The 12,113-nt window shown below is 34.0% G+C and carries 10 protein-coding genes; all 10 read left to right on the top strand.

The window, feature by feature from the left end; genetic code table 11:
• Positions 1-4: 4 nt before the first annotated feature.
• The 10 genes from ACZQK9_RS07695 to ACZQK9_RS07650 all read left to right on the top strand — a co-directional run bounded on the left by ACZQK9_RS07695 (position 5) and on the right by ACZQK9_RS07650 (position 12,102).
• A complete protein-coding gene (locus tag ACZQK9_RS07695; protein ID WP_249321648.1) occupies positions 5-490 on the top strand; it encodes a hypothetical protein in 486 nt (161 codons plus the stop codon).
• A complete protein-coding gene (locus ACZQK9_RS07690; protein WP_249321650.1) occupies positions 490-1,113 on the top strand; it encodes a 4Fe-4S single cluster domain-containing protein in 624 nt (207 codons plus the stop codon). Before ACZQK9_RS07695 ends, ACZQK9_RS07690 begins: the two co-directional genes overlap by 1 nt.
• 37 nt (positions 1,114-1,150) lie before the next feature.
• Entirely contained in the window at positions 1,151-1,456 is a 306-nt protein-coding gene (locus ACZQK9_RS07685; protein ID WP_249321652.1) for an SEC-C metal-binding domain-containing protein, read from the top strand.
• Positions 1,457-1,481: 25 nt separating this feature from the next.
• Positions 1,482-2,363, top strand: a complete 882-nt coding sequence (locus tag ACZQK9_RS07680; RefSeq protein ID WP_249321654.1) for a DUF6273 domain-containing protein — start codon at positions 1,482-1,484, stop codon at positions 2,361-2,363.
• Between the two features lie 57 nt (positions 2,364-2,420).
• On the top strand, positions 2,421-3,215 hold the full coding sequence (locus ACZQK9_RS07675) for a hypothetical protein (RefSeq protein ID WP_483270215.1): 795 nt from the start codon (positions 2,421-2,423) through the stop codon (positions 3,213-3,215).
• Positions 3,216-3,299: 84 nt separating this feature from the next.
• A complete protein-coding gene (locus tag ACZQK9_RS07670) occupies positions 3,300-4,220 on the top strand; it encodes a hypothetical protein (protein WP_483270214.1) in 921 nt (306 codons plus the stop codon).
• Between the two features lie 64 nt (positions 4,221-4,284).
• The gene (locus ACZQK9_RS07665) at positions 4,285-5,151 is read left to right on the top strand and encodes a hypothetical protein (protein ID WP_483270213.1); all 867 of its coding nucleotides are present in this window, start codon (positions 4,285-4,287) and stop codon (positions 5,149-5,151) included.
• Complete coding sequence (locus ACZQK9_RS07660; RefSeq protein WP_483270212.1) at positions 5,126-5,749, top strand: hypothetical protein; 624 nt, start codon at positions 5,126-5,128, stop codon at positions 5,747-5,749. Before ACZQK9_RS07665 ends, ACZQK9_RS07660 begins: the two co-directional genes overlap by 26 nt.
• 24 nt (positions 5,750-5,773) lie before the next feature.
• Positions 5,774-8,890: a CHAT domain-containing protein gene (locus tag ACZQK9_RS07655; RefSeq protein ID WP_483270211.1), complete on the top strand. Its 3,117-nt coding sequence runs from the start codon at positions 5,774-5,776 to the stop codon at positions 8,888-8,890.
• Between the two features lie 170 nt (positions 8,891-9,060).
• Complete coding sequence (locus tag ACZQK9_RS07650) at positions 9,061-12,102, top strand: S16 family serine protease (RefSeq protein ID WP_483270210.1); 3,042 nt, start codon at positions 9,061-9,063, stop codon at positions 12,100-12,102.
• Positions 12,103-12,113 lie beyond the last annotated feature (11 nt).

The following is a 12,113-nucleotide window of genomic DNA, read 5'->3' as shown; positions in this document are numbered from 1 at the left end:
AAGAATGAGCGTTGAAGAAATTATTTATAATTATATAGTTGAAGAGCGTCATATTGAGTATTCGGATAAGAAAAAGCTTGAACAGGGAATAATTCATTATGTGGAGGATAATGGATTGGATGCGATGAGCAAAAATATGGATGATGTGCAGAAACGCCAGTTGATTGAGGCCTTTATAGAACCTATGTTTAATGTAAGTGAGGAAGCAAGGGTATATTTTGAAAATTATGATTTATTAATGAAGTTAAAATTATTATCAAACAGGTTATTAGATATTGCGGAGATGACATATAGAGGTAAATCCACGGATGTAGATGTAGCGCAATTAAAAGATGAGTTGTCGTATATAGTGGATCAGATGTATAATGACGAGTCTCTTAGAAAGAATGTGGATTTGGAAGTGTCAGAGTGTTTATTGGATTTAGATTATATAATGGGAATAACAGATAAGATGAGTATAAGACTTTCAAGGAGAGTAAAGGTTATATAATGTTTATAAGAATTCATGATTTTGTTCCTAAGACAAGGGCATTAGGTCCGGAGGAGCGATTTGCTATATGGTTTCAAGGGTGTAATCGCATGTGTAAAGGATGTATGTCACCAGAGACCCGAAATGTTAAATCTGGACATCTTGTAGAGACAGAGGATATTTATAAATACATACTTCAACAGAAAAGTATAGAGGGGATAACTATTAGCGGAGGTGAACCATTCTTGCAGATAGATGGTTTGTATGAATTACTGGCTAAAATATGTAAACGAACCACCCTTGGTGTGATGTTATACACAGGATATACAGTTACAGAACTGAGAAAATTAGGAAACGATAGGATTGATGAAATATTAGATAATTATGTAGATATATTGATAGATGGGCAATATATAGATGCGTTGAATGATGGAATTAATCTTAGGGGATCGTCAAATCAAAATGTAATATTTATGACAGATCGATATAAGGGATATAGGGATTTATTTAATAAAAAAGGTAGAAATATCGAGATTTATGCAACCCCCAAAAATGTTGTTATGGTTGGTGTTCCGACTAAGACAACGCTTCAGGAGTGGCATAAAATAACAGCTAAAGATGGTCAATGTGAATTGTCTGTTTAAGTGATTATATTTAGGATATATAGAGGGTTATTAAAACATGATAAAATATTGTATGAAATGTGGTAGATTGATGCAAGAAAATGGAATAGAATGTTGTAATTATGAGCACATACTGTCGTTGTTTGAAATTCCTGTAGTGTGTGATGATATAGATACATTAAGAAGAGAACATTTAAGACTTCGGGGATCAATAGATAAATATATAAAATCTCAACAATTTGCGGATGAATATAGAACATATCCGGTAAGAGGTAAAGATGTATCAAAGGTTGGAAGAAATGAACCATGTCCTTGTGGAAGTGGAATGAAATATAAGATGTGTTGTGGAAGAGGATTATGGTAAAATTTATGACAGGAGGTGCAAAACAATGGTTAATTTTTGTCTGCAGTGTGGAAGAGAGATAAATACTAATGCCGTTTTATGTGATAAATGTTCGACAATATATATGATGTTCAGCGTACCAAATTTGGACAAAACATATAGTCACAATAAAGAAGAAGTATTACAAATCAAAGAAGAAAGTGGAGATAAAGAGCAAATAATTTCTAACACAGGTGTTTATCAATTTGGACTGAAAAGTTTAAGGTCCCCTATGATAGATAAAGATAATAATACAGTTATATATGATTGTATTTACTTCGGGGAATATCCTCAATTTATTAATAGCGGAAAGACGAGGGATCCTATAAAGTGGCGTGTATTAGATATTAAGGGTAATAAAGCATTTGTAATTGCAGATATTTGTATAGATAGTAGGCCATTTGATATTGGCTATTCAGAGAACAGATGGAAATATAGTTCTTTGCGTGCATGGTTAAATAGTTTTTTTTATCATCTTGCTTTTACATACTCTGAAAGAGAAGCTATTCTTAATACAGATTTGCCGGATGTTAACTCATCAGATAAGATTTTTTTGTTGTCTTACAGTGAAATTTGTAATGAACAGTATGGATTTCAATCATTAGCGGAATGTGATGATGAAATGCGATATAGGGGAATGTCACCATATGCCATACATAATATGAATAAAGAAAATACATTAATTAATAATATTAATAAAAGAGCGTGGTGGTTAAGAACAAAAGGATATGATAACGATCTGGTTATGGCAGTTTTGAGAAGCGGAAAAGTTTATTCTTATGGGTGGGGAGCTAAAAGTGTTGGAATTGGAGTATGTCCCGCACTTTGGATAAATCTAGATAAAATAGAAGTATGGAAATATGCAGGAGATATACAAATACATTTATAAAATGAAAAAAGGGTGAAGAAGAGTATGGATAGCTTTTGTTTGCGATGTGGGAAGTTTATGGAGAATCATGAGGGAATATGTAAAGATTGTCAAAATATAGTTACTTTATTTAAAATACCATTTTTAGATAATACTAGTAATAAATTTTATAATATAAAATCGGAAAGCAAATGTCGATCTTCACGATATATGCAAGTTTTACCATATTGGGTTGAACTGTCCCAAATAGGGAGATTATCGGATAATAAAATTATTGAATTAGTTCATTCAAATGGATTTGATAAGGATGGATTGAGCTTAGAAGCTGTTAAAGAAGATATAGCATATCTTGAGGCAAACTCTAAGGGGAAAAGTTCGGATAAAGGCAATGTTTGTAATGTAGCCGATTTACAGACTTGGGATGTTATATATTTGGGGAATGGTCGGTATGGAAACATATCATGGCTAGTTTTATCTAAGAATGGAAACAGGGTTGAATTGATTGCTTTGGATCATCAAGAAACGGTGTATTACGATAGAATACGTGAACGGTTACAGGATCAATTTTCACCGATTAATTTTCAATATCAGGGAAAGGATAAATTTAGAATAAAATATGTACGATTGCCTATTGTAGAGGAAATTTATATTGCTGGAAAATATTTAAATATTAACTTATTTTGTGATTGTTGGATACAAGATAAGTTATTAAGGTATAAGTACATGGATAATTATGGTTATGTAATGGATAGAATAGATATTATAAGGTTTAAGAAAGCAAAACTTTATCCTGTATTGGAGATGGAGATTTGTGGAAACGTCGCAGTTAATAGAGGATCTTTGCAGGAAGTTTATAAGAAAGATAAATTATAATTTATGTATATAAGGATATTTTGATTTGTGTATATGGGTATGATGTAAAATGTGAAATAGTATTGAGTAAATGGAGGTAATGTAATGGAAAAAGATAATGTTTATAGTTGTATGCCTGTACTGATGCTGTTTAAAGTTCCAGAGGATTGTATAACTCCAAAAGAAATAATTAAAAAAAGTGAAAAAAAAGAGCCACCCCAAAGTGTTATTTCTAAATTCTTAAGACGATATAAAACTGATTGTAATAATATTTCAAATTATGATGTTAGAAATGATATAGATATGAAGGAGTACATGGAAGAAGAAGTAACGATAACGCTATGTCATAATGAAAATAAAACAAATAATAACGTTAGGCAGACTCGTGAATATAAAAATGTAATAACGAAGGCGGTTTTAACTCAAAAAATACAAGGTTATGTTACTGATAGTTATATTTCTGAACTCCTAAGAAAAAATAAAGTTGATTGTAAAAATATTTCTATTTACGATGTTAGAGTTGATATAAAGAAGTGCTTAGAGGAAACTGAAAGAAAGAAAATGCAAGAAAAATCTGATAACAAGGAGAAGACAGGAAATATCGATGTTAGACAGACTAGAGAGTATAGAGTTGTAGTATCGGCAGCGGCTCAAATGCAACAGATACAAGGATATGTTGAGGATAGTTATATATATGAACTATTGAAACGGTTTAAGATTGATTATAGAAAAATTTCTATTCGTGAAGTTAGATCAGATATAAGCATATACATTTTAAGGGAGTCAGACAAATATAAGGAAATAGTGCAGAAATGGAATGAGTCAAACAAGGGTAAGGAAATAGCGCAGAAAAGTAACAGATCTAGTCTACTATATGAAGAAATAAACAGTTTCATAAGTTATTATAATCTTGATATAATGGGGATAACTGAACAGATGTTCTTGGAGGATGTGATAAAGGATTTAGAAAAAAAAATAGAAGAGTTGGAAGAGCTGGAAAAGTTAGAAAAGTTAGAAAAAAAGTAATATTATATAATTATAATAATATGTATGAAATTTATTAATGGTGTTAAGAAGGAGGTGACATTGAATGCGATTTGCGTCTCAGGAATTTTTTAATCATTTGAAGTCAGAGTTGCAGGACGAAAACGGCGATGTACAAATATATGCTGATATCAGTAAAATGGTAGAGCGTGAAACGAAATGGAAACTCCTGAATTCAGTGGATAAAGAAGAGGATAGGGAGGACATCCTTCAAGAGATAAAGATGGCTGTTATAAAAGGATTACCCAATTATATTCTTAATTCGGAAACTTTGCATGAGGCACAGAGACAGACGTGGTTGAATGCTATCGTTGAGCATAAAATAAGTAATTGGAGAAAAAAACCAGACAACGGAAAGCATGATTCGATTGACAGGACAGTCAAGGATGAAGGTGGCAACGAATATTTTCCGAAAGAACTTGAAAAAGCGACAGCTAGTATGCAAAATGAGCCAGAGTCAATACATATGGATGAAACTATATCAGAGGCTTTGGGGAGTGTGTTACATGATATATTTTCAATCAATGTTTCTCCGGAGAGATTGATTGGATTTGTTTATTCTAAGATGATTATTCCGCGGATGATACAGAGTAAATATAGTGGTAAGCCAACAGAAGCAGAAAAAATACTCAGAAATGTGACTCTATATGAAATATATGATAATATAGTAGCAGATTTTAAAGGGGTGTTTTGTTCCAATATAGATGAGACGGTGTTTGCACCATTGAAGGAGAAACTTAATATAAGGCAGAAAGATGGCAGTTTGGTGGGTAACAGACGTTTTAATCTTACAGTAAGGCAGATTGTTGATGGGTCAAATCGTATAAATCAGAAAGTTCAAGACATGTATAAGGTTTATCTTGAACGTTTGGAAGGAGAGATGAGTTTTGAAGACAAAACACATAAATTTTGAAGATATAGAAAAATGTGTGTATATGAGAGATATCACTCCAGACAATATGAAATTACTTCATAAGGTTCAGTCCCATATATTGAAATGTCGTGAATGTCGTGATGTGTATGATAAATTATTGAGAGTAAAGCAGGTGCAGGATGATATTGTTGTGGATAATACACTTGAAGAATATGCGTCTGAAAAATATGAAGTAAATAAAACAGGGGGGATGAGGGTAACAACGAGAATAGTAGTTTCTATAGAAAAAGGAATAAGATTGACACTTGATGGTATTGATAATTTTTTGAATTCATTTGAATATAATTTTGAGCATCCGATCGCACTTGCTACTAGATCAAGTGAAATTCAAAAAAATGAAATGGCACTTGTTGATGAAGAAAATGATTACAATAAAATTATACTTGATACAGAAGGGCTCAAAATTACATTAGACGCTGATGAGTGGGATGGAAGAAAACCTGTATTAGAGGCGAAAACTTTGGACGGCAAGAGTTGCAGCGTAAATATGCTAAGACGAAATGATCGATATGAAGCTTTAATACCAATTGATGTATCAGGTAGATATGAGATTAGTATTGGAAATATGGAAGAATAGATAATAATTTGTGTTGCGAAGGATATGGAAGACAGGCTATTAAAAATTGTAGAAGATATAAAGAATAATGTGTTCAGTGAATTAGTGGCAGAGACACCTGAATTAATGTGTGAAGAATTTGATAAGGATGTCTCTGCTCTTTTTGCGTGTTTTGATGATGAAATAATTCCTGTATCAGCATATGAATGTGAACAAGTAAATGTATACTTTGTTATGGAGATGTTTGAGGCTGTATTAGGTGCGTGTTGTGATGAGTTTGGAATTGATGAGGCGGATAGACTTTTAGGCATGGTATACCAGAGGTTTTGTAAATCATTTTCGAAGAATAGCAAAGTTTTTCAGGTAGTGTGTATAGAATTGGCGGTATGTTTTGCGTATGTTGGTGATATTGATTGGTTTAATTTAGCATATGAAGATATTAATACTCAAATTATACGAGAATGTTTGAATGAATTTCCATTTTTTTATGCTGATAAAATGATGCAGCTAATGAATGTTATGAGGGATGAGAAGTGTATAGAAATGGGGAAAATGTCCCTTGATATTTATTCAAAAATTGAAGAAATAACAGAGGTAGATTATGTATGTTGTCTGGAAAATATGTGCGATACATATATGGTTCTAAATAGGTATAAGGAGTATAAGAAGTATGCTGATCAATTGAAGAACTGGGTGGAAAAACTGAACGATGATAATGACAAAAAAAATACTGTAATGCTTAAACTGTGGTTGTATGAATCCAGCATATTGGTGGAACAAGGGAAATATGCCAATGCAGAGCAGTGTGCTTTACAGGGATATGGTATGTGTGAAGATTCAGAGCAGTTCAGCGAGCTGAGACTTGCATTGATAAACAATCTTATAGTCTGTTTCTGTTGCCAGGAAATGTTGGAAGAGAGTATACAGTATCTTAATGAGGGACTTGAAATTATAAACAAGTATGGAATTCAGGAATCTATGGGGGCTGCAGTATTATATAATACGTGGAATCTTTTATCAGAGAATGAATTCAGTGGTGAGGCAGCACAGCGTGTAATGTCATGGCTATGGCAGTCAGATGTGGAAAAGTTGCCTGTAACAATGTTTGGAATGATTCTGAATAGTATACGATTAAATATAAATAACAAAAAAATAAAGGATAAAGATGTAGCATATGTGGAACGGGTATTGAATTTGATAGGAAGTCAATTGAATCCGGAGGATATAGATGGAGAAATTTTATTTTACTGGCAGGTAAAGGTTATTTTTTATGAATACATAGGAGATATACAGAGGAGTAAGTCTGCATTTGACAATTTATATTGTGTGAGCAATAGATATTCTCCTGATATGGATGCAGTTATAGAGATTGTGTTTAAGGAATATGATAGAATAAAGGGAATAATGGACAGGGATAGTTTAGGGTCGCTCTTGTTTTCACTTGCAAGGAGAACTCCGTTCAGATTGGAACAGGCCTGTGATGTAGGAGATGAGAGAGGACTGATAAACAAGGTATCAAGGGTAGGTATATTGTTTAAGGTTATAGTTGCAGCCGTGTATAGAAACGATATATCATGTAGCGACGATGAATTCTTTGAATTGGTATGCAATATGAAAAATGTGTATCCAGATGTATTAAGAAAACGTAAAATAAAATATGCAAATACTCCTGAAATGAAAAGGTTAAATGACTTACATAGAAAGTTGCTTGATTTGGATGGAGTAAGATATTATGGTCATCAGGTTGATGATGCAGTTGGTGAACTGAAATACGAAATACATGAATTAGAGAAGAGAATATATACTTCCCAAGAATGGACGGATGATAGCGAGTTTGCATGGAAGAGTGTGGAAGACCTTTTTTTGCTGATTCCGGATAAGACAATATATATAGATTATGTGCAGTTTACGAACGAGCAGAAGGATGTTACAGAAAGAAATTTAAGATATGGAGTAGTTGTTGCGATCAGACAAGGAGCAGAAGTTTATGTTCGGCGACTAGATATGATAAACGCATATAATATTCGTACAGTATTTAGTTCGTTGGATCTTGAGATAAGAAGGAGTAGGGGGTGTGGAAATTCTTCTGGAGGGATGATTAAATGGTTGAATAAAAATATTCAAAATATGTTGTATAATCAACTTATTTTACCAGTATTCAAAGTGATAGAATTAGAGTGTAATATTGAAAAAATAATCATATCAGGCGATATAGAGTTATCAGCGTTTGCATTTGATATATTACTTGATTCGTCTGGAAGATATCTTGCTGAGAGCTATAATGTAAATTATGTAAATTCACTTAGAAACATAAAAAATGATTTGTGGATGAACGATTGGATAGAAAATAATGTTCCAATTGGAAATGTTGAGAAATGTATGGTCGTTGGTAATCCCAGATTTACGATAGACAAGAATCGGGTATTGGAAAGTGATAGAACATTTGGGGCATTACCATTAACTAAGGTTGAAGTTCAGGCTGTAGCAGATGTGTTGGAAACTGAAGTAATACAGAAACAGAATGCGAATAAAAATATATTTAGGGAAGTTCATGCTCCGATATTACATATAGCAACGCATGGTGAACATTTGATGGACAATACTTTTTTGGAAAAAAATAGGTATCTTTTATATGATATGCCACTTAGAAAAACGTGTTTTTTTATGTCTGGTGCAAATGATTGGATTGCAACAGGAAAGATTGATTCCCAATATGGAACGGGGCTTGTGAGTGCAGAGGAAATATGCACATATGATTGGACTGGGGTGAAGTTAGTAGTTCTGTCAGCTTGTTTTTCGGGATCAGGAGATATAAGCTATGAAGAAGGGCTTTTTGGGATGAATACCGCATTTATAGCTCAAGGAGTGCAAGCAGCGATTATTAGTTTGTGGGAGGTTGATGATCTGGCGTCTGCCGTTCTTATGACCAGATTTTATAAGAATTTAAAGGATATGTCGGTTTCTGAAGCTTTGTGGAGAGCTAAGAAATACCTGATGTCTGTGACAGTTGAAGAACTTACAAGAGATGGTTGGTTTGGGGAACAGAGAGTGCGACGGATGGGACTTGTTGCGGATAGTATGAGGGAACTGGCACATTATCCTAAAGATACTAGGCTTTTTTCAAACCCTGTTTATTGGGCAGGCTTTATTCTTTGGTTATAATATAATGAATACTTTGATAGGCGCATTTAAAAAAATGTGTCTATTTTTATGCGATCTTTTTTTGATTATAGAGATATAACATATATGAAATAGAAAATCAGAGAGGAAGATGTCTTATAAAGAATAATATTATACAGATCGATGAGGTTAGATTAAGGAGGAACATGGGGATGACATTTGAAGATGCATTATATGATGTAAACACTAAGATGGAGGATCGTGCATTTGGTGCAGTTAAGCATGATATTACGAATCAAGGGTGCAAAACTTTAGGTGAGACCGTCAGATTGTTGGAGATAGGTGCGAATACAGAGGGGATGGCTATTTTAAAAGTAGAAGTAGGCGGAAAGGAAAAGTGTATTTTAACCGATCGTAAAGCAGAATATTTCGATGGCCTCGAAAACAGAACTGTATATATTTCGGGCTTGAAATCTTTATGTAAGAAGGAAGTGGGGGAAACGTGGTATATTCGTTCCTGTAAGGATGTGACGGACAGAGAGAAAAGTATTGCGAATAGTAATAAGCTTTCAGAAGAAGAGAAGGAGATGTTTCAGCGAAACATTGAAAAATTCAGTCCAGAGATACAAAGAGATCTTGGTTTAAAAAGGCTTGAGCTCGTGGACAAGCAGGAGCAGGTTAAAGAATCAGAAAAAATCTTATATAAAGATCCAGAAGAGTATGATGCACTTTATATGGTATTAAAGAAGGTTATGCCACAGGAATTCCGGGATATATATGAATCTGTGAGATGCAGACTGGATAAGAACTGCTCAGTTTCTGAAAAGAAAAATTATCTAAAGCAAATGGCAGACATAATGGAGTTTAACTGGATCAGGGATGCTGACTATAAATATATAGATATCTCTTATCTCAGGGAGAAAATCAATGCAACACATATTGGGCATCGCAAACAGTTAGAAGAAATATATACTGAGTTTGAAGCTGCTAATATATCAGAAATAATGCCTAAAACGATATGCTTGATTGGCCATCCGGATACTGGTATTAACCAGCTGGCAGAGACAATTGCATCTTCCATTGGGCGGGGGTATTCAGTGCTTAACCTTGCAGGTATCCATATGAAAGAGACAGATTCACTCACAGGTACGTCAAAGATATATGAGAATGCGAGATCAGGTTTAATATTTGAACGTATCAAACAGGCAGGGGTACGAGGAGGGCTTGTTATTCAGGACTTTGAATCTTACGATCCTGAAATTAGGAACACACTGACCCCTGTACTTCAGAAGACTTCATTTTTGGACAAGTTTGTAGAAGTAGAGATTAATTTATCTAATATGTTTGTGATTGTGACATGTAGTGACATAAAGGATATCCTGATGTCACTAAGAGCAAATATGACGACTATTTACTTCCGGGATGCAGAAGAGAATGAGATTATAGAAACAATTAATAAGATTATTGCACCAAAGTATTGTCGGGAATATGGGATTGAATTTTCCAAAATGATTCCAGATGAATGTTGTAGGACGTTTATTTATAAATTTGCCAACAGGGATATGAATAAGTTGGATAATTTGATACGTTCTATTGTTGTTAAAACAGTGACAAATGGTGAAAAAATATTCCCAGACTACAGTGTAAGAGATATTAATGAGTTTTATTATGCAGAGGAGGATTATGGAAAGACACGCAACACATATGTGCGGGAAATTACTGGAACAGAGCATAAATTCTTTACGTGTTATGATGAATATCCTGCTTGTATACAGAAGAAAGTAATTAAGTTTTTTGAAATCCTGAACTGGGAAAGTGATGAAAGTCTGAAAGAATATGCAAGAGATGCAATCCATTATCTTAGTAATATCTTTACTGGACGGATAGAACCTTTTGCTATTGGGGCAGTAATTAAGGAGTTAAGTAAGACGCATTATCTCCAGAATGATTTTGGAGAAAGAATAGAGGCAGCTATTCTCTCAAAGCAGTTAGAACATAATACAAATAAAATGACGATTATAGGATTAGATGGTAATGCGGGAACAGGTAAAAGCAGTACTGCTATTAGTGTTTCCAGAGCTTTAAAACGAAATTGTGTGAAAATAAATGTAGGTGGTGCCGGTGGCGCTGAAATAATAAAAGGAACAAACAAGGTTTTACGTAATGCGGGACCTTCGATGATTGTTAGGGAGTTAGCAAAAAGTGGTCATGGATGTTATTCAGATGTGATTATTTTAGATGAGGTGGACAAGGCGACTCCGGAATTTTTTAATGCATTGTATGAGTTCCTTGATCCTAACGAGGAATATATATATGATCAGTATTTGGAGTGCAGTATTCCTAAGAATAATTTTCTTGTAATGCTTACTTTTAATGATATTAGTTGCATTCCTTTACCAATCAGAGATCGTATGGAAATAATTGAATATAGTAATTATTCTATGCAGGATAAGAAAGTAATTATCTCGAATTATATATTGCCTAAGCTAAAAGAAAAGTTTTCGATTGGAGAGTTGACAATTGAAAATGATGCATTGGAGCTATACATTCATGATTATGATGTTGTACCAGGTATGAGAAATGTCGAACGAGATTTTGAATATATTCTTATGAATATAGCCAGAAATAATAAAGGGAAATTTGCGAAAACGGTAAGTGTTAATAAGAGTTTTATTATAGAATTTTTGGGAGAACGAAGATCTTTTGGATTAAATGATATTCCGCCCCAGTCTGTAGGAAAATGTGGTATGGCGCAAGCTCTTGCAGTTACTGCTGGAGGGATTGGAGTGAGTACAGCTGTGGAGACGGTCGTGAACCCATATCAGGAGAAGAAGGTTGAGGTAACTGGGTTGCTGGAAGGCTCCTGCTTGGAATCTGTTTCAATTGCATGTTGTTATGTAAGTAAATATATGAAGAAGGAATTACCCAAAATCCATATTCATATGACAGATGCGGCAAAAAAAGACGGCCCTTCCGCGGGAGTAACGATTACCATGTCAATACTTTCATGCTTATTAGAGAAAACACTTCCGAATGTTGCATTCACTGGTAGTGTTGATCTTTTTGGGAATATAGGCCCTGTAGGTGGCGTGTATGAGAAGTGTATAGCTGCAGAACGCGCTTCAATTGGGAAAGTGATTGTTCCATCAGAGTGTTATAAGAGACTGGTGGAAAGGAAGGAAATTGACAGATTGAATATAGAAATAGTTCCCGTTGATACAGTAGAAGAAGTAATAAAGTATGTGTGGGAATAGGGGGTGAATGT

This window comes from Wujia sp. (assembly GCF_056872695.1).
The sequence above is the reverse complement of the archived record's forward strand: the minus strand, read 5'-3'. Positions and strand labels throughout refer to the sequence as shown.

What these genes read in the sequence shown, in the direction of transcription:
- ACZQK9_RS07695 (WP_249321648.1), top strand. Translation starts at nt 5, where the DNA reads ATGAGCGTTGAAGAAATTATTTATAATTATATAGTTGAAGAGCGTCAT.
- ACZQK9_RS07690 (WP_249321650.1), top strand. Translation starts at nt 490, where the DNA reads ATGTTTATAAGAATTCATGATTTTGTTCCTAAGACAAGGGCATTAGGT.
- ACZQK9_RS07685 (WP_249321652.1), top strand. Translation starts at nt 1,151, where the DNA reads ATGATAAAATATTGTATGAAATGTGGTAGATTGATGCAAGAAAATGGA.
- ACZQK9_RS07680 (WP_249321654.1), top strand. Translation starts at nt 1,482, where the DNA reads ATGGTTAATTTTTGTCTGCAGTGTGGAAGAGAGATAAATACTAATGCC.
- ACZQK9_RS07675 (WP_483270215.1), top strand. Translation starts at nt 2,421, where the DNA reads ATGGAGAATCATGAGGGAATATGTAAAGATTGTCAAAATATAGTTACT.
- ACZQK9_RS07670 (WP_483270214.1), top strand. Translation starts at nt 3,300, where the DNA reads ATGGAAAAAGATAATGTTTATAGTTGTATGCCTGTACTGATGCTGTTT.
- ACZQK9_RS07665 (WP_483270213.1), top strand. Translation starts at nt 4,285, where the DNA reads ATGCGATTTGCGTCTCAGGAATTTTTTAATCATTTGAAGTCAGAGTTG.
- ACZQK9_RS07655 (WP_483270211.1), top strand. Translation starts at nt 5,774, where the DNA reads ATGGAAGACAGGCTATTAAAAATTGTAGAAGATATAAAGAATAATGTG.
- ACZQK9_RS07650 (WP_483270210.1), top strand. Translation starts at nt 9,061, where the DNA reads ATGACATTTGAAGATGCATTATATGATGTAAACACTAAGATGGAGGAT.